The 18088-nt window shown below is 49.8% G+C and carries 16 protein-coding genes; 5 read left to right on the plus strand and 11 right to left on the minus strand.

Features of this window, described 5'->3' with window-relative positions; translation table 11 throughout:
• The first annotated feature begins 114 nt into the window (after positions 1-114).
• Positions 115-2523 (plus strand): efflux RND transporter permease subunit, encoded by a 2409-nt coding sequence (locus tag ACYVK4_RS30700; protein WP_461131413.1) that lies wholly within the window; start codon positions 115-117, stop codon positions 2521-2523.
• Between the two features lie 87 nt (positions 2524-2610).
• On the opposite strand, the gene ACYVK4_RS30705 is transcribed toward ACYVK4_RS30700, so the two are convergent.
• Positions 2611-2913: a DUF4286 family protein gene (locus tag ACYVK4_RS30705; protein WP_461131414.1), complete on the minus strand. Its 303-nt coding sequence runs from the start codon at positions 2911-2913 to the stop codon at positions 2611-2613.
• A 174-nt stretch (positions 2914-3087) separates the two neighbouring features.
• Between ACYVK4_RS30705 and ACYVK4_RS30710 the strand changes: the two genes are divergently transcribed.
• Both ACYVK4_RS30710 and ACYVK4_RS30715 read left to right on the plus strand, forming a co-directional pair.
• The gene (locus ACYVK4_RS30710) at positions 3088-3522 is read left to right on the plus strand and encodes a cytochrome B (protein WP_461131415.1); all 435 of its coding nucleotides are present in this window, start codon (positions 3088-3090) and stop codon (positions 3520-3522) included.
• Between the two features lie 291 nt (positions 3523-3813).
• Complete coding sequence (locus tag ACYVK4_RS30715; protein WP_461131416.1) at positions 3814-4359, plus strand: C40 family peptidase; 546 nt, start codon at positions 3814-3816, stop codon at positions 4357-4359.
• A gap of 62 nt (positions 4360-4421) precedes the next feature.
• Here ACYVK4_RS30715 and argB read toward each other — a convergent pair whose 3' ends face one another.
• The 8 genes from argB to ACYVK4_RS30755 form a co-directional block, all read right to left on the minus strand.
• Positions 4422-5204 (minus strand): acetylglutamate kinase, encoded by a 783-nt coding sequence (gene argB, locus ACYVK4_RS30720; RefSeq protein ID WP_461131417.1) that lies wholly within the window; start codon positions 5202-5204, stop codon positions 4422-4424.
• A 63-nt stretch (positions 5205-5267) separates the two neighbouring features.
• On the minus strand, positions 5268-6230 hold the full coding sequence (locus ACYVK4_RS30725) for an N-acetylornithine carbamoyltransferase (protein WP_461131418.1): 963 nt from the start codon (positions 6228-6230) through the stop codon (positions 5268-5270).
• A gap of 48 nt (positions 6231-6278) precedes the next feature.
• Positions 6279-6656, minus strand: coding sequence for a GxxExxY protein (locus ACYVK4_RS30730; protein ID WP_461131419.1), 378 nt, complete (start codon positions 6654-6656; stop codon positions 6279-6281).
• Entirely contained in the window at positions 6653-7816 is a 1164-nt protein-coding gene (locus tag ACYVK4_RS30735) for an aspartate aminotransferase family protein (protein ID WP_461131420.1), read from the minus strand. Before ACYVK4_RS30735 ends, ACYVK4_RS30730 begins: the two co-directional genes overlap by 4 nt.
• Before the next feature lie 316 nt (positions 7817-8132).
• Complete coding sequence (locus tag ACYVK4_RS30740; protein ID WP_461131421.1) at positions 8133-8750, minus strand: hypothetical protein; 618 nt, start codon at positions 8748-8750, stop codon at positions 8133-8135.
• A gap of 175 nt (positions 8751-8925) precedes the next feature.
• Positions 8926-9537, minus strand: a complete 612-nt coding sequence (locus tag ACYVK4_RS30745) for a hypothetical protein (protein WP_461131422.1) — start codon at positions 9535-9537, stop codon at positions 8926-8928.
• 449 nt (positions 9538-9986) lie between these two features.
• Positions 9987-11219 (minus strand): ATP-dependent Clp protease ATP-binding subunit ClpX, encoded by a 1233-nt coding sequence (clpX, locus tag ACYVK4_RS30750; protein ID WP_461131423.1) that lies wholly within the window; start codon positions 11217-11219, stop codon positions 9987-9989.
• A gap of 321 nt (positions 11220-11540) precedes the next feature.
• Complete coding sequence (locus tag ACYVK4_RS30755) at positions 11541-12230, minus strand: ClpP family protease (RefSeq protein ID WP_461131424.1); 690 nt, start codon at positions 12228-12230, stop codon at positions 11541-11543.
• Between the two features lie 133 nt (positions 12231-12363).
• Between ACYVK4_RS30755 and ACYVK4_RS30760 the strand changes: the two genes are divergently transcribed.
• Together ACYVK4_RS30760 and ACYVK4_RS30765 are read left to right on the plus strand one after the other, a co-directional pair.
• Positions 12364-12789: a helix-turn-helix domain-containing protein gene (locus ACYVK4_RS30760; protein WP_461131425.1), complete on the plus strand. Its 426-nt coding sequence runs from the start codon at positions 12364-12366 to the stop codon at positions 12787-12789.
• 69 nt (positions 12790-12858) lie between these two features.
• Complete coding sequence (locus ACYVK4_RS30765) at positions 12859-13929, plus strand: M42 family metallopeptidase (RefSeq protein WP_461131426.1); 1071 nt, start codon at positions 12859-12861, stop codon at positions 13927-13929.
• A 256-nt stretch (positions 13930-14185) separates the two neighbouring features.
• Here ACYVK4_RS30765 and ACYVK4_RS30770 read toward each other — a convergent pair whose 3' ends face one another.
• Positions 14186-17167: an outer membrane beta-barrel protein gene (locus ACYVK4_RS30770; protein ID WP_461131427.1), complete on the minus strand. Its 2982-nt coding sequence runs from the start codon at positions 17165-17167 to the stop codon at positions 14186-14188.
• 49 nt (positions 17168-17216) lie between these two features.
• A complete protein-coding gene (locus tag ACYVK4_RS30775; protein ID WP_461131428.1) occupies positions 17217-18053 on the minus strand; it encodes a GLPGLI family protein in 837 nt (278 codons plus the stop codon).
• Positions 18054-18088 lie beyond the last annotated feature (35 nt).

Raw genomic sequence — 18088 nt, forward strand, 5'->3', positions numbered from 1 at the left:
TAAGTATCCGGCATAAAAAATATTTGTTCGACTGCGTTCAGCCAAATAGCCGCTTATACGCCCAATAGCTCCCCTTTTTGCGTACCTTGCGGCCTTATTTTGCGTTAATCGAGTATGATTTGGCATCGTATTGCAGCCTTTATTTTAAAAAACAGAATTGCATTAGTATTGGCCGTCCTGCTTGGCACGGCCTTTATGGGGTATGAGGCCAGTAAAGTAAAGCTGTCCTATGAACTGGCAAAAATCTTACCGGTTACCGATCCCGACTACCAGCGCTACGAGGCCTTTAAAAGTCGCTTTGGGCAGGATGGCAGCGTGATGGTACTCGCCATCGAAACAGACAGTATGTACCAGCTTGGGTTCTTTAACGACTGGTATGCCCTGGGGCAGCAGATAAAGCATATCGAGGGGATCAAGGATGTTGTATCGAATGCCAACCTGTACAACATCATGCGCGATGACTCGGCCCATACGTTCCGCATAAAGCCCCTCGTTCCCAAACCGCTCACGACGCAGGCTAGTCTCGACAGTCTTCAGGCACGAATTGCGTCCCTGCCCTTTTATCGGGGGTTGGTGACCGACAGCACGGGCAAGGCGCACCTGATGGCCATTACCTTCGATCAGAAAGTAGTGAACACCAAAAACCGGATTACACTGGTTCGGAGGGTCGAAGCCGTTGCCGACTCATTTGGCCGTCGCCATACACTCACCAGTTCTATCGCTGCTTCTTCGGATGGCACCGCCAACACGGTGCACATGTCGGGGATGCCGTATATCCGTACCGAGTTCACCGCAAAAGTCAGTAAAGAGATGTTTCTGTTTATGGGGCTGGCTTTCCTGGTGACGGCGCTGATTCTACTCTACTTCTTTCGTTCGTTTACCGTTGTGCTCGCAGCGCTGGCCGTGGTAGGCGTGGGCGTGATCTGGGCAACCGGCTACATCGTTCTGCTGGGCTACGACATTACGTTACTAACGGGCCTGATTCCGCCCCTGATTATCGTGATAGGCGTTCCGAATGCGATTTTCCTGCTGAACCGCTACCACGAGGAACTCAATAAAAACCGCAGCCAGCACGACGCCTTGATGACGGCAGCAGCCAAAGTTGGTGAAACGACCTTCTTTGCCAACATCACGACGAGTATCGGTTTTTTCGTGTTTTACTTTACCGGAAGCCCGCTGCTGGTGCAGTTTGGTCTGGTAGCGGCCCTGGGCATTATGACAACCTACGTGGTGTCGCTCATGCTGATCCCCATTATTTTTAGCTACCTCGCTACACCTTCGGTAAAAGAACGTGGCCATCTGGAACGTCGGCAGGTGAGCGGTTTTCTTAGCTGGGTCGATAACCTGGTGCATACCCGCCGAACGGCTATTTATACGTTCATTGGTATACTAACGGCTATCTCCGTCGTTGGAGCCTTACAAATTGACCCGATTGGCTATGTGGTGGATGACTTGCCAAAAAATGATCCGATCTATACCGATCTGAAGTTCATTGAAAGCCGGTTCAAAGGGGTCATGCCGTTTGAGGTGAGTATCGACGCCAAACGCCCCGGACGGGTGCTAACACCCCAGACGCTGACGAAGATCAAGTTGCTCGAACGCGAATTCAGTAAGTATAGTGAATTTACCCGGCCCCTATCGCTGGTAGAAGCCGTCAAGTTCTTTTATCAATCCTACCGTGGGGGCGACCCGAAGTACTTCGCCTTGCCGGGCGCGCTGGAATTAAACCAGTTGGCCAATTATGCGCCACAACTCAAAGGGGCTAAAAACGCCGGCGGGGGCCTGGCTTTCAAAGCATATCTGGACAGCACCTTCCGCTATACACGCATCAGCTTCCAGATGCCCGACGTGGGTACGGTTCGGACCACACAGCTGCTGAATGAACTCCAGCCCAAAGCCGATTCCATTTTTAATATCGACCGGGCGACCGGGCAACGCGTTGCTGCCGATGAACAGTATGAGGTGAATATTACAGGCAACAGCGTTGTGTTTACCCGAGGCAACGACTACCTCCTGAAAAATCTGGCAGAAAGCACGGTGCTGGCCGTTTTACTGGTCTCGATCATCCTGATCATTCTCCTGCGCGACGTTCGGTTAAGTCTGATTGCCATTCTGCCCAGCGTCGTGCCACTGATTGTTACAGCCGGCATTATGGGTTTTTGTGGTATTCACTTAAAACCATCGACTATCCTTATTTTCAGTATCGCCTTTGGTATCTCATCCGATGGTACGATCTACTTCATCACCAAATACCGCGATGAGTTACGGAACCAGAAGTTGAGCCTGAACAAAGCCGTTTCTGAAACAATCCGGTACACAGGTATCAGTATGTTCTATACGGCCATGATTCTGTTTGCGGGCTTTGCCATTTTTGCAGCCTCTACATTTCAGGGAACGGTGGCTCTCGGCATTCTGGTGTCGATCACCTTACTGATGGGCATGGCGTCCAATCTGATTCTGCTCCCTGCCTTCCTGCTCACCGTCGATAAGAAACGCCAAAAGAGAGTAGAGGTGAAGCGTTAAGAATGAAGCGTGATGAATAATAAACAGGCAGAACTAGCTCATTCTGTTAGTATTCATCGCGCTTCATTCTTAACGCTTCACTAAAAATCAAGCTTCTTCCAGCAGGGTATCGAATGAAATAAACTGGTTGCCGAAGCGATGTTGGATGCGTTCACGCAACGTATTGGCATGATATTGCTGAAATGCCGCGTAGTCGGCCATGGTGTTGAAATCCAGTTGGACGGAATACGTAACTCCACCATTTTCCAGTTCGGTGAGTAGTCGTAAGATCTTGTGGCTCACTGGCAATTCAGTTGCCATAGCCGCCGGCAGATAAAATCGCTTCATCCAGCGCAGCCAGTCCGATGACACATCTTCGGTAACGCTGTAGGTTGTGTTGTAAAGAATCATAACGAATCAACAACGGATTGGAGATGCAAGTTGGTCATATCAGGAATTTTAATCGAAGCGCTGACCGCGTTATATTGACTATAGCTTAAAACCGTAGCACCGCTTCCCTAAAAAGTCCTGATTTGGTTGTTTCTTTGCCAATCAACTAAATTTGACCAATAAAACAACCAACTTATGTATCCTGGATTAGTACACGCCCACTCAGGACTCCGCTGGGTAGCCCTTGTTCTGCTGCTGGCAGCGGTAGTCACAGCCATTAGCAAATGGCAGGGACGTAGCGGTTACACCGACGGTAATCGTAAATTATACCTGTTCACCCTTATTGCCGTGCATACGCAGCTGCTACTGGGACTGGTTCTATTCTTTATGAGCCCTAAAGTGAATTTTTCACTCCTCAGCGAAAAGATATACCGCTTTTACAGTGTCGAACACACCGCTGGTATGCTGATTGCCATTATTCTGGTCACTATCGGATATTCGCGGTCAAAACGGGCTACGGATGCGGTAGCTAAGCAACGGTTGATCGGCATTTTCTACGGTCTGGGCCTGATCCTTATTCTGGCTTCCATTCCCTGGCCCTTCCGCATCGTGGGAGCCAACTGGTTTTAATTTTTTTAAAGTTTATATAAGCTGCCGGTTCTTCGTCAAGGGTATAGTTGCCCTTGACGAAGAACCGGCAGCTTTCTTATAGGATAAGTAGGATATAGAGATCAACCCACTGACCTACCGCAAAAAAAATTTACCTTTTTTTTCGTCGGTCAATTACTTTAAGGTCAATGATTTAGAGAATCTGGCACAAGAAAAATCTGAACGCTTGTGGAAAAAATTCCTCAACGGGTAGGTATAAAGCAGTCAATTCGATACTTTTATGATACGTAACGTGGATTTGACCTCAATTCTATGATGAGAAAAATGCTCCTGGCAGTAATTTGTTCTGTCTCGTTTGGCATCGTTCAAGCACAAACCGTACCCACCGCAACAAGCAAAGTAGCTGATGTACCCAATGTAACATCGAACGAAAGCAACTTCTATGATCAGATTCCGCTTGTTCATAATGTGATCGACTTCGCGAAGGCACACCTTGCTGTTCGCTATCGATCGGGTGGCACCACCACAAAAGGTTTCGACTGTTCGGGTTTCACCCGGTTCTGCTTCAATAAATTTGGTATTACGCTGCCTCACTCCAGCGCTGCCCAAGGCAATGTAGGAGCAGCCGTCGAGAAAGAGTCAGCTCAACCCGGCGACCTGATCCTGTTCAAAGGGCATAGTTCCGGCGGCAACCGAATCGGCCATGTGGGCCTGATTACGGAAGTGATTGGCGACCGGATCAAGTTCATCCACTCAGCCTGGAACGGGGGCGTTCGCTACGACTACCTGAGCGCCAGTTATTATCACAATCGCTTCATGGGCATTCGACGCGTTGTGCATTTACTCGCAGAAAAATAAAAAAGTAAAGCGGCCGGAAAGCCGCTTTTTATGTAGTACTCTGAAGCGGCTTTCCGGCCGCTTTACTTTTTTAACGTAGTTCCAGCTCCCTGCTTTACAGCCATGGCCAATTCGTCAGCATGGCAGATGATAACTTTGGCAACACCGCTCTCCAGGGCTCTAAAGGCGTTATCCAGCTTAGGAATCATACCTTTGTTAATTGAGCCAGCGGCTTTGTTCGCTGCGTAAATGTCGGGCGTGAGTTCGTTGATCACACTGTCATTATCATCAGGATCCCGAAGAACGCCTTTTTTCTCAAAGCAGTAAATTAAGGTAACTGTATTATGATGCGCCATATCGACGGCAATGGCCGACGCCATGGTATCGGCGTTTGTATTCAGTAACTCCCCTGATTCCGTGTAGGTAAGGGGAGCGAAAACGGGGGTCAGGCTCTGCCGCAGGAAAAACTGAATCTGTCCAGAGTCTACCTCCTCAATGTCCCCTACCATGCCATAGTCTATATCTTTGACCGGACGCTTCCTGGCAAGCACGGTACCGGCATCGGCTCCGGTCATGCCAATCGCATTGACGTCCAACGCCTGCAGCTGAGCGACAATCTGCTTGTTGACCAACCCACCATATACCATCGTCACCACGTCGAGCATGGGCTGGTCGGTAATGCGACGGCCTTCCACCATGGTGGTTTGTATACCGAGCTTTTCGGCCACCTGCGTAGCTACTTTGCCACCGCCGTGAACCAGTAGTTTAGCACCGGGCAGGCTGGCAAACGTCATCAGAAATCGTTTCAAGGCTGCAGGATCATCAATCACATTCCCGCCAATCTTCACTACAGTGAGGTTATCCATTTGTTCTTGTATACCAACCAGCGTTTGGTGCCTGGCTAGCGGCACAGCCGATGGCAATTATATCTACTTCAGATTTATCAGAATTTCTTTCAGCACTGCCTGAGCCGACCACTCGCGGTTAGCCGCTTGCTCAACCACCAGCGACTGGGGGCTATCCAGCACTGCGTCGGACACTTTCAGGTTACGCCGAACAGGCAGGCAATGCATAAACTTACCGTTGTTGGTCAGGTTCATGTCGTCCATCGTGACCGCCCAGGATGGGTCCTGCGTCAGCACCTGACCATATTGCGTATACGACGACCAGTTTTTGCCGTAGATAAAATCGGCACCGGCAAAGGCTTCGCTCTGATCATAAATAACCGGGGCATTCCCGACAAACTCAGGCGCTAACTCGTAGCCATGCGGGTGCGTCACAACAAAGTCGATCTTCCCGGCACTGGCGCGGGCGTTCATCCATTCGCAGAATGAATTGGCCACCGCCTGCGGGAGAGGTTTGAAATGAGGCAACCAGGTTAGTACCACCTTTGGCCGGTCAACGCGTTTGGCTTCGTCAATTGTAATACAGTCGGCCAGCGATTGCAGCGGGTGCCGTGTAGCCGATTCGAGGTTCACGATGGGCACCCCGGCATAGGTCGCGAACTGATGCATCACCTGCTCCCGATAATCTTTGTCGCGGTCTTTAAGCTCGGCAAAGGCACGAATACCGATCATGTCGCAGTAGCGGCCCATTACGGCAGCCGCTTCCCGAACGTGTTCGGCTTTGTCGCCATTCATCAGAACGCCTTCCTCCATTTCCAGTCCCCAGCTATCCTGACCGACGTTCATGATCATGACATTCATACCCAGGTTTTGAGCGGCTTTCTGCGTGCTCAACCGGGTACGTAGGCTGGAGTTGAAGAAAATCAGGCCAATGGTTTTGTTTTTACCCAGGTGCTGATCGGCAAAGGGGTTGGCTTTGGCAGCAAGGCCGGACTGTATCAGGGCGTCAATATTGCTGACGTCGGCGAGGGAGATAAAATTGGTCATGTAGTTTAAACACAGAGAAAACGGAGCTTAACACGGAGACAATGGAGGTCAATATCCATTAACAACGCGTTTAATTCCATCCTTTAGCAGCGATACGTTAAAGTTAATTAGCAATCCAAAACGGCAGTTTGCCAGACGAAGGTATGTCATGACTTGTGCAAAATGCACATTATTTAAGGCGTCAACAGCTTTGAGCTCTACGATGACTCTGCCTTCCACAAATAAATCTACACGATAACCGCTTTCCAGTTTTAGGTCATCATAGATGATAGGCATGGCTTTCTGTCGTTCAAACAAAATGCCGGCCTTTGTCATCTCATATGCCAGGCATTCCTCGTAAGCTGATTCTAAAAGACCGGGTCCCAAGCCACGATGGACTTTTATAGCACATCCAATTATTCCATCGGTGACCTCCTGTTTTATCATTTCTTTGTGTTCTCCGTGACAACCTCCATTCGCTCTGTGTTTAAACAAACCGCCAATGCTTCCAGGAACTGATCGGCTTCGTCGACGCCGATCGCCAGCGAGGGCAGCAGGCGTATGATCGTTTTACCAGCCACACCCGTAAACTGTTTATGATCGAACAACAGCGTTTTGCGGAGCGTATCGACCGGAAAGTCATATTCAATACCAATCATTAGCCCCCGACCACGCAACTCTTTATAACCGCCAATCTGGCGAATACCATCCATGAAGTAATCCCCCATTCGGATAGCGTTTTCCATCAGACCTTCGTCTTTCATGATGTCGAGTACGGCAATGCCGGCTGTACAGGCCAGGTGATTGCCGCCAAAGGTTGTGCCCAGCAAGCCATAGCTGGCTTTGAACTTGGGCGAAATCAGGATACCACCAATGGGAAAGCCATTGCCCATACCTTTCGCCATCGAGATAATGTCCGCTTCGATGCCGCTGAACTGGTGTGAAAAAAACTTACCCGATCTACCATAACCACACTGCACACCATCGAGAATCAGCACCGCACCGGTTTCGTCACAACGCTTTCGGAGGGTCTGTAGAAAAGCGTCGGTGGCTACCTGTATGCCACCCACTCCCTGTATACCTTCAACAATAACGGCACAGGTCTCGGTAGTAATACCGGCCAGAGCCGCTTCAGCGTCGTTGAACGGCAAAAATGAGACGTGTTTATTGTAGTTTACGGGAGCAACGATCGACAGATTGTCCGTAGCGGCAACGGCACCGGCAGTACGGCCATGAAACGATTTGGTAAACGCAACAACCTGAGTCCGTCCGTTATGAAACGACGCCAGCTTCAACGCATTTTCATTGGCTTCGGCACCGGAGTTACACAGGAACAGGGCATAGTCAGGATGATCTGACAGAGCCCCCAGTTTATCAGCCAACTCCTGCTGCTGCGGAATCCGGACGGAATTGGAGTAGAATGAAATTTTGTTCAACTGATCAGTCAGGGCCTTCACATACCGGGGATGCGTGTGGCCAACTGAAATGACCGCATGACCACCGTAAAGGTCGAGATAACGAGTGCCATCGGCACCCCAAATGTAACTTCCCTCCGCTCGCGTGGGTTCAATGTCGTAAAGCGGGTAAACGTTAAACAGCTCAGCCATTTTTGTAACGATCTAACATATTGAATACCGGTATTGCATTCGGCATTCTCCTATAAATGAGGTGCAAGTTTACGGATAATCAGCGTAAAAAGGGGTTAAAACGCAAAAAGGAAGCCGGATCAGCTGCCAAAATTTTCTGGTTTCGTAAACCGCAGAGTCACTACGCAAGAGACGCCATCACCCGCCCCGATAATAGTGATCTGTTCGCGAGCAGATCGATCTAAAACAAAATCGGCGTAAATGCCATCCAGGGGAAAGCATCTACGCCGAGGATGAACCAGACCGTTGTGGCTGGCTCATGTCAGATTCAACTTAGTTAGGAGTTGATAACACCCAGCAGAATGAGCACCAGACCTACAACAAGGCCAACAGCCCCGATAATGCCTAATGCACCACCACCACCCAGAATCAACAGCAATAAACCGATGATGCCGATGATAACGCCCAACCGCACATTCGAATTCATGGCATTGGTTTGATCAGGAGCAACATGGTTTTTGATTTTCTTGTCGATTTTCTTGAGCATGGTCCGCTCCATAAATGACATTTTCTTGGTCGAAGCTGCATTTGCCGATACGGCTGCCTTTGGGCTTGCTGTTGCCAGCATCTCGTTCAAACGAACCATACGTTTAGCCAGCTTTTTGTTCGACGCCAGCTTGCTGTCGTTACGAACATAAGCCTCTACCTGGTTAACAGCCTCTTTTGTCTGAGCAAGTTGCTGTTCAACAGGGGCAGCTGCTGCCGGAGTTGCCACCTCAGCTTCGATGGTGGGTTGTGTCGACTCAACCGGTGTAGCGGTCGCTACGGTTTGGGGTTGAACCGTTTTGAAACTTTCCCGGGCGCTGGGTTGAAAATAAGCTACCGGACGGCTGCAGGAAGAAAGGATGGCTGCACCAAGAAAAGCGGTAAAAAGGTGTTTAGACAACTGATTCATAATATATGGTTTAAAATTTGAACGATTGAAATATCATCATCAACAACTTGAAGGTTTATCATTTGTTGAGACATTTAAAAAAAATCACCTGAATCAGAGCCAATGGCCAAAAGCCGGGTATAATCCATGCTTGAAAAGCGCTGGCTCAACATCGGGTTTTTCGCTCTCACGGAGACTACAGCAGACCAATGAGCAAAATAACGGCACCCACCAGAACGGCCACCAGACCAATTGTAGAGGCTGTACCCGATGTCAGGATGAGCAACAATAAACCAATGATCACCAACACGGCACCTGCGGCTAGTGTACCGCGGCTGGACATCGTCTGCTCCGGATTAGCGGGAGCGAGCTGCTTGCTGATTTTTTTGTTCATTTTTTTCAGCATCAACCGCTCCATCATATTCATTTTTTTAGGAGCACTCACCTCGGTTGGCGACGCAACTGCCTTCGCCGACGTCGAAGCAACTAACGAGCGAATCTTGTTCAGACGCTTTTGAACGGTTTTATCAGCGCCCAGTTTGCTATCATTGCGAACCATAGCCTCCATTTGGTCCATTGCTTTAGCCGTTTGAGCCACTTGCTCAACAGGCGTAGCCACAGTAACCGTAGCCATTGATTCGGTTGACAAAGCTACGCTTTCTGTAGAAATTGTAGGTGTTGTGGAAGCTGGTGTTTTCGCAAAATGTTCGCGGGCACTGGGTTGAAAATAGGCCACTGGACGGCTGCAGGAAGAAAGAACTGCTGCACCCAATAAAGCGGTCAAAATGTGTTTGGAGAACCGACTCATAGTGTATGGTTTTAAGTGTTAACGTTTGAGTTATCACCCTCATGAACCATAACCCTATTCATTTGTTGGCGCAGGGTTTAAAATAATTTGGCTGTAGTCAGAAAATACCACCCATCTACCAAATAAAGAGTGGATAAACAAAAAGGCTTTGTACGTAAAGCAGTGAAGAGCACCAAAGCCAGTAGTCCTCTTATCTGCTGCATACAGCGCTGAGACAAGGCGAAGAAAAAAGAGTAAACTACTGACTACTAACTACATGAATTGTGGCCCTCGATACGATTACCGATGTATCGGGCGATAGCGTTTAATGCCAGTTTTTTTAATTATTAATCTGTAGGTATGATAGGATATTATGATACGTACCAGAAAATAAATTTATCGATAATCATAAAGAAAGCCCGTCTTCGAGATGAAAACGGGCTTTCTTGTGAATAAATGTGAGTTACTCGTTACGCCACGGACCGCATCTGATAAGTACTGGATTTTCCGAATTTCTCGCGGGCATATTCCAGACTAACGGTTAATTCTTTGACCGATGTTTGCGAAGGCATCTCGAACATAGCGTCTTTAATGATCGACTCGCAGATGGAACGCAAGCCACGGGCACCCAGTCCGTATTGTAGAGCCTGGTCGACAATGTAGTTCAACGCGCTGGGGTCCCAATGCAGGGTGATACCCTCCATTTTAAACAGCTTGTCGTACTGTTTGGTGATGGCGTTTTTCGGTTCGGTCAGAATTTGCATCAGGGCCGCCCGATCGAGTGGTTCGAGGTGGGTCAGTACCGGCAGTCGACCAATCAGCTCAGGAATCAATCCGAATGATTTCAGATCGAGGGCCGAAATATACCGCATCAGGTGCCCGCGCTCGAAGGTGTCATTCAGACGCCGGTCGCCGGAGAAGCCGATGGGCCGCGTATTGATGCGCTTGGTAATGTGTCGCTCAATGCCATCGAAAGCCCCCCCACAGATAAACAGTATGTTCTCCGTATTGAGCGCAATCAGACGCTGGTCGGGGTGCTTGCGGCCTCCCTGGGGCGGCACGTTGACCACCGATCCTTCCAGCAATTTTAAGAGTGCCTGCTGAACACCTTCGCCACTCACGTCGCGGGTGATGCTCGGATTATCCGACTTACGGGCAATTTTATCAATCTCGTCAATATAAACGATACCTCGTTCAGCGGCTTCCACATTATAGTCGGCGGCCTGTAATAATCGGGTTAAAATCGTTTCGACATCTTCACCAACATAACCCGCTTCGGTAATGACGGTAGCATCGGCAATGCAGAAGGGAACTTCAAGAATTTTAGCGATGGAACGCGCCAGATACGTTTTGCCGGTTCCGGTTTCGCCGACCATAATAATGTTCGATTTTTCAATCGTCACGTCATCATTGGTCTTTGGCTGCATCAGGCGCTTGTAGTGATTATAGACCGCAACGGTGATGGATTTTTTGGCTTCATTCTGACCAACAACGTATTGGTCGAGGTGACGCTTCATATCAATCGGCTTGATCAGGTTGATATTTAACTCCGTGGGTTCGCTCTTTTTGGGGCGCATTTCTTCCAGCACAACCTGATGTCCCTGCTCGATGCAGTAGTTACAGATGTGTGCGTCGATGCCCGACAGGAGCATCATTACTTCGTTTTTGCGTCGTCCACAGAACGAGCAACTGATTTGTGGCATGAACGGTTGCAGAGTAGATGGGCTGGGGTTTATCAGATAATAGAAATAGAGCTATCTGTTATCCAGGTTTCTTTTAACAGTATACGAAAAGACTTTGTTAGGCTAATTTCGACAAAAAAATGACTTAGCTGAGCCTGAGCCGTTCAATATTAACAAATTTATTAATTGGTGGTCAAACGACCAACTTTGCCTGGTTGATGGTTAACCGTTCAGAAAATTAGCAAAGGGAGGTCGTCCGTCATGGGTCTCCAGAAACAGGAAACGCGGGTGCTACGTCAATAACACCCGCGTTTCCTGTTTCTTTAAAATCGCTTGATAATCTTATTTCTCCCGGCGCAAAACTTCGTCGATCAAGCCATACTCTTTGGCTTCGTCGGCCCGGAACCATTTATCACGATCCGATGCTTTTTCGATTTCTTCGTACGTACGACCGGAGTGGCTGGCCAGAATGTGGTACAGATCCTTCTCCAGCTCAAGCATCTCTTTCATCGTCACCTGCATGTCTTTCGACGTTCCCTGCGCACCACCCGATGGCTGGTGAATCATGACACGAGCGTGTGGTAGGGCCGTGCGTTTGCCAGCCGCGCCACCTGCCAGCAGCACAGCTCCCATCGAAGCGGCCAGGCTGGTACAAACCGTGGCTACGTCGGGACGTACATACTGCATGGTATCATAAATTCCCAAACCGGCATACACCGAGCCGCCTGGGCTATTGAGGTACATCAGGATATCTTTTTTCGGATCGGCCGACTCCAGAAAGAGCATCTGGGCGACAATGATATTGGCGATGTTGTCGTCAACGGGCAGACCCATGAAGATAATCCGGTCGGCCATAAGGCGTGAGAACACGTCGACTTCACGGAAATTCATCGGGCGTTCTTCAATGACCGAGCGGGTCATGTTCTCAACCGAATTATTCTCAACGGTGTGTTTCACGTAACCGTCCACAGTCAGGCCATTCAGACCCATGTGATGTACGGCGAAATTGCGGAATTCTTTTTCGTAATTCATAATTGGGTTTACTTCTTGATTTGAAAACCAAGAACGCTTGGTGTAAGTTCGAGAATTGTTTCGTTACAAAATTGCGTTATCATACCGAAAAACCCTGTCAGTTCTGGTTTAGATTTTATCGTTGTTACTTGATATGAGCACTCTCATCAATCGTGGTCCGGCCGAAAAAATACGTTTACAGCGTCTTCAGCGCGGTTTATCGCAGGAAAACATGGCTGATTTATTAAATCTGTCCACAACGGCTTATGGCGATATTGAACGCGGCAAAACCGACCTGACCCTTTCCCGACTGGCCCAAATTGCAAACGTTTTGGGAATATCGCCAATCAGCCTACTATCCGATGAGGCTATTCCGGCGCAGGTTGTCGAATCCAAATCCGAGGAACTGGTGAGCCATGAACTCGAAACGCTCCGCCTGACCCTGGAAAAGCAACAGCTCGAACTGGACAAGCTCCGGCTCGAAGCCGACTACTGGAAGCGCAAATACGACGACCGGATCGCCATGGAAGTCCTGCGCTCGATGGGCGTTGAGCAAAAACGGGAGCGGATTGGGTTTTAATTTTTGTTGAACTACTTTGCAGAATTGGAATACGGCCAGGCTGGCATTTCCCTATAGATTTCTAACCAGATGAACGAAAACAGTAAAAGTTTCCTCTATCAGTACCTTAACAATGCCTCACCCACCGGCTTCGAATCGTCGGGGCAGCAGATTTGGCTGGACTACCTCAAACCCTATACCGACGAGTACATTGTCGATACCTATGGCACCGCCGTTGGGGTTATAGGGCCTGGCAAGGATTACAAAGTCGTGATCGAAGCCCACTCCGACGAGATTTCGTGGTTTGTCAATTTTATCTCCGACGATGGCTACCTTTTCGTTCGCCGAAACGGGGGTTCCGATGCGGTCATTGCCCCGTCGATGCGGGTTAACCTGCACACGAAAAAAGGCGTGGTCGAAGGTGTTTTCGGCTGGCCCGCCATTCACGTTCGTGATCTGGCAAAAGACACAGCCCCCAAAGTAACGGACCTGTTCATCGACGTGGGCGCGGCTACCAAACAGGAAGTACTGGACATGGGTATTCATGTCGGCACGGTCTGCACGTTTACAGATGGGCTGATGGAGTTGAATAATCGTTACTACGTTGGGCGTGCCCTCGACAACCGCATGGGTGGTTTCATGATCGCCGAAGTGGCACGACTCCTGAAAGAAAACAATGTTACACTGCCGTTTACGCTGTACATCGTCAACGCCGTTCAGGAAGAGATCGGTCTGCGGGGTGCCGAAATGATTGCCCGTCGGCTGAAACCCGATCTGGCCATCTGTACCGACGTGACGCACGATACGCAGTCGCCGAAGTACGATAAAAAAGAACAGGGTGATTTGAAATGTGGCGATGGCCCGGTGTTATGTTACGGTCCGGCGGTGCAGAATAATGTGCTCGATTTCCTGATTAGCGTAGCGGAGCAACAGAACATTGCTTTCCAGCGTCAGGCCGTCAGCCGCTCGACAGGCACCGACACAGATGCGTTTGCCTACGCAACAGAAGGCATTGCATCAGCCCTGATCTCCCTGCCACTCAAATACATGCACACCACCGTCGAAACGGTACACATGGATGACGTACAGAACGTCATCAAGCTCATGTACGAAACGTTATTGGCGTTGAAGGGAAATGAAGATTTCCGATATATAAAGTAAAGCGAATACACATAAAAAAGGGAGTTAGTCTTTGTGCTAACTCCCTTTTTTATGTGTATCTCAAACAAGATGGATTTTGTCTGGGCCAAGCTCTGGCTTGGCCGTCGAGTGGCGAAGTCAAAGGCCAAGCCATTGCTTGGCCCAGACAAAATAGGCAAACGATTAAATTGGAGAAGTACTGGCTATAAGGGCCGTTAATGGTTTTGCTGTACAACGGACAGGGCCACCCACTTTATCGCTCGCAACGCAAACAAATCTACCCGTTCCGGCGGAAGCCTCCCCCCTGCCCGCGCTGACCACCTCCGTTCCGCTCCTGAAACGGGTCTCGTGGCGCCGTAACACCCGCACTGAATCGGCGTAGGTTGTAGACGAAACTGATCATAAAATAACGGTTCAGCACCCGGCTCCGAACTTCTTCCGTGTAGGTATCGGTCACGTTCCGAACGATGCTCTGGTTCTGATTCAGCAAATCGAATGCCTGGAAGCGTATTTCCCCCTGATTTTGCTTGAACAACTGGCGGGCCAGCGTGGCGTTCCAAAGCGTATACGACTGGTTAAAGTTAGCTGAACTACCGCCATAATGATTGAAGTAGACGTTCGTGGAGAAAGTAAATTTCAGCGGTAGTTGATAGTAGACATCGAGCGTAACCGTCTGATTCAGGAAAGTGGTGTTCTGCTGGGGCTGCAGCGAGTACTTTGCCGACTGCCAGTTGATATTCCCGGATAAATTCAAATCCAGCTTCTCCGTAAAATTTGAACTCACGCCAATGCCCTGCCCGATCAGCCAGTTTTTCGCCTGGTTCGACTGGTTGTTGATAAAACTTTGCCCCTGGTTAAAGGTCAGGTTGGTCGATAAGTTCAGATTCGTTTTCTGCGTACCTATTTTGAGCGGTCGACCAAAAACCAGCGATCCATTCACCGTGTAATACCCATCGGTGTTTACGGGCCTGGTCGTCTGCGCGCCCGATCGGTCGAAGACCGTTGAGTTCACGATTTTGTTATCCGTTCGGCTGGCGTTCACAAAGACGAACATGTTCCGAAACGTAGCGGCATCGAACTGGTTGTAGTTCAGGGACAAGGTGTGGCTATACTCCGGTTGCAGATCGGAATTGCCTAATTGAATATTCAGCGGATTGGTATTGTTAGCCACCGGCTGCAGCTGGTTTACCGACGGCGCATTGATACGCGTTCGGTAGTTGAACCGGAGCCGCCGACTTTTGGCAAAATTGTACGTCAGCAACGCATTGGGCAGCAGGTTCGAAAACGTGCGGCTCAGGGTCGTTTCCCGACTTAAATTATCGGAGTTGAGGCTGGCCTGTTGCGCATCCAGCCCGAACGCATACGTATACTTCAACCGACGGGTTTGCCATGTCAATCCACCCCGATTGGTTATGTAGTCGTTTACAAAATTGTTACTCAGAAACGTATTCAGCTGATCATACTGGTTCGTCAGGCTATTGAAATCATTCACCGCCCGATTCGACGTGTTGTGATTATTCGACAGGTTGTAGTGAAATTCGAGTGTTTGACGCATCGACAGCGGCTCCGTGTAGCTAACGTTGATGGTGTTGGTCATCGAATTCGTTTGCTGATTGTTACGCTGATTGATGGTCTGCGTCGTAATGCCCGTTAGGGTATCTTTTGTAATAACACCCGACGTCAGGCTGGTCGACGATCCGTTAAACTGGTTGACCGACTTATTGATCCCTTCATTGTCCTGATCGTTAAGAGCGATGTTCCAGTTCACTGAAAAATTCCGGCCTTTTTTCTGGAATTTACGGAAGAGTAAAAGTGAATTATTGCCGGTGAAGCCACTACCGGTTGAGTTATAATTGATCAGGCTCGAATTGGCCAGCACGCCTTCGTTGGTAATTGTTCGAGCCTGGCTCTGGTTGCTATACGTCGAATTTTGCCACGACAAATTCGGGATTACCCGGATTGTTGTCATCGAGTCGATTCGATAATCGAGCCGTAAATTGACCCGGTGGTTGGTATTTGTGTTGTCGGAACCGTTGGTCTGGTCGCGGATAAAGCCAGCATCCGGGCGCGTGATCACGGTACCGGCAGTGCCACTGGGAATCACGTTTTCCCGGTGACTTTGCTGGTTCGTGAGGGTGTTGGTATTGCTGGCGTTGTAGCTACTGACTACATCAATCTTTTTGCCCCAGCCGTCGCGGTAGTTGATACCGGCCGCCCACGATTGGGTAATGGCATTGCTGCCCACCTGACCGGCTCCGTTGCCGCTGCCACCACCGGGGCCACCACGAACCACGTTGCTGCCTCCGCCACCCCCCTGCCCCTGCCCGGCTCCTCCGAAGTTATTACCGAGACCTAAATCCGAAGCCGTAAAACCTTGCTGGTTCACGTTGTTGGCCATACCCAATACGGAAATCTGTCGGCCATTGTTAAACCGGTTTAAACTCACCCGGCCCGAATAGCGAGCGTCGTCACCCGGTTTTGGTCCGGCACCGATGGTCTGCTGCCCAAATGAACCTTTCCGTTTATCTTTCTTGGTCGTAATGTTGATCGTTTTCTCCCGGTCGCCATCATCTACCCCCGAAAAGGTCGACTGTTCCGATGCCTGATCGAAAAGTTGCACTTTGTCGATAATGTCGGCAGGGAGATTTCGCGTTGCCATTTTCGGATCATTTCCGAAGAAAGGTTTTCCATCGACAAGCACTTTGGTGATGGCCTGACCCTGCGCTTTTACGTTACCGTCCCGGTCAACCTCCACACCGGGCAACTTTTTGAGTAAATCTTCGACCTGGGCATTGGGCCGCGTTTTGAACGACCCGGCATTGAATTCCAGGGTATCGCCTTTTACGGCAATGGGCGCCCGCTCGCCCTGAACGGATACCTCCGTAAGGGTTTGCGACTGAGCCACCAGATCAATAGCTCCAACATCGGTCGTGGGGTTTGCCCCGGACACCGAAATCCGTTTGGCGCGGCTACGGTACCCTACATACGAAACAAGCACCCGGTATTGACCTTCGGCAATTTTGGGAAACGTAAACCGGCCCTCGCCATCGGTAATACCAAACGATACCAGCGAGGAGTCGCGGGCCAGCATCAACGAAACCGACGCTTCGAGTAACGGCTTCCGGGTGAGCGAGTCGACCACCTGACCGCGAAGGGTGCCCGGCGACTGCCCAAAGGAGTTAAAGCCAATGAATAATGTACAATGAACAACGAATAACGAAAGTCGGATCAATTGCTTCACAGTCAGTAAGTTTTTCATTAGACACTATTCATTATACGTTTTTCATTAGACATTTTCAATTGAAACCTTAGTTCTGGCTCCGCATGGGCATGTTCTGCATCATCCGCTGACGGAAATCGGCCATACCCTTCCGGCGTATCTGCTCCATTTCTTCTGACGAGATACTTTTGGCCTCTTTGGGTGGCTGTACGGCGGCTTCAGCAATGGTTTCCGTCGAGACGCCAGTTGCTTTGAATGATTCACTGTCCGACTCAATTTGCAGCACCACACCTTTGGGCGGGGTCAGGTCGGCAACGGGCGAGTAGGTAAACGGCAGATCGGTGGTGTACCAGACCGTAAAGGTTTCTTTCCGCCGGGTAGCGGTCGCTTTATGGCAGACATAACCCGCTATTTTCTTGGTCTTATCCACCGCTGTCCAGTCGGCGGCTGTGGGCATAGGTTTTTCGGAGCGGTACACCTCTTTCGTAGTGGAGTCTTTTCTCACCGTCAGCACATCAATGCGCTGGCGGTTGGCCAGGTCTAGAAACGTCTGCTGCTCAAATGGGGGCGTAAAGTTAACATTCCGCGGACGACCTCCGCCAGCCCCGGCACCGGCCCCATCCGGACCCACTTCCATTCGACGAATCATCATGCCACCCTGCCCCCGGTCGCGTTCTTCCTTGGCCATGTTGCCTGAAAACACCAGTTTTTGAGTAAACGACATCACTTCGGGCATACCCTCAGGCGCATCGGGCGCACCCGGACTTCCGGGGCGAACTTCCTGGCCGTTGATAACCATTCGCATTTGGGAGCGGTCAATCTGGCGCATACCTTCGTAGGTAATTTTGCCGGATGTAGGGGCCTGACCATAAAGCGTCGTGACGCAAAGTCCGGTTGCAGCAAGGGAAAGCAGGTATTGTTTCATCGGGTATAAGCAGTAAAAGAGCGGTGAATGCGTAT

It is taken from the genome of Spirosoma aerophilum (assembly GCF_054782495.1).

Bases quoted from the DNA above. Each gene is read 5' to 3' on its own strand.
- ACYVK4_RS30715 (WP_461131416.1), top strand. From the start codon at position 3,814: ATGATGAGAAAAATGCTCCTGGCAGTAATTTGTTCTGTCTCGTTTGGC.
- ACYVK4_RS30725 (WP_461131418.1), bottom strand. From the start codon at position 6,230: ATGACCAATTTTATCTCCCTCGCCGACGTCAGCAATATTGACGCCCTG.
- ACYVK4_RS30775 (WP_461131428.1), bottom strand. From the start codon at position 18,053: ATGAAACAATACCTGCTTTCCCTTGCTGCAACCGGACTTTGCGTCACG.
- ACYVK4_RS30735 (WP_461131420.1), bottom strand. From the start codon at position 7,816: ATGGCTGAGCTGTTTAACGTTTACCCGCTTTACGACATTGAACCCACG.
- ACYVK4_RS30705 (WP_461131414.1), bottom strand. From the start codon at position 2,913: ATGATTCTTTACAACACAACCTACAGCGTTACCGAAGATGTGTCATCG.
- ACYVK4_RS30770 (WP_461131427.1), bottom strand. From the start codon at position 17,167: ATGAAAAACTTACTGACTGTGAAGCAATTGATCCGACTTTCGTTATTC.
- argB (WP_461131417.1), bottom strand. From the start codon at position 5,204: ATGGATAACCTCACTGTAGTGAAGATTGGCGGGAATGTGATTGATGAT.
- ACYVK4_RS30730 (WP_461131419.1), bottom strand. From the start codon at position 6,656: ATGATAAAACAGGAGGTCACCGATGGAATAATTGGATGTGCTATAAAA.
- ACYVK4_RS30745 (WP_461131422.1), bottom strand. From the start codon at position 9,537: ATGAGTCGGTTCTCCAAACACATTTTGACCGCTTTATTGGGTGCAGCA.
- ACYVK4_RS30765 (WP_461131426.1), top strand. From the start codon at position 12,859: ATGAACGAAAACAGTAAAAGTTTCCTCTATCAGTACCTTAACAATGCC.
- ACYVK4_RS30760 (WP_461131425.1), top strand. From the start codon at position 12,364: ATGAGCACTCTCATCAATCGTGGTCCGGCCGAAAAAATACGTTTACAG.
- ACYVK4_RS30700 (WP_461131413.1), top strand. From the start codon at position 115: ATGATTTGGCATCGTATTGCAGCCTTTATTTTAAAAAACAGAATTGCA.
- clpX (WP_461131423.1), bottom strand. From the start codon at position 11,219: ATGCCACAAATCAGTTGCTCGTTCTGTGGACGACGCAAAAACGAAGTA.
- ACYVK4_RS30755 (WP_461131424.1), bottom strand. From the start codon at position 12,230: ATGAATTACGAAAAAGAATTCCGCAATTTCGCCGTACATCACATGGGT.
- ACYVK4_RS30710 (WP_461131415.1), top strand. From the start codon at position 3,088: ATGTATCCTGGATTAGTACACGCCCACTCAGGACTCCGCTGGGTAGCC.
- ACYVK4_RS30740 (WP_461131421.1), bottom strand. From the start codon at position 8,750: ATGAATCAGTTGTCTAAACACCTTTTTACCGCTTTTCTTGGTGCAGCC.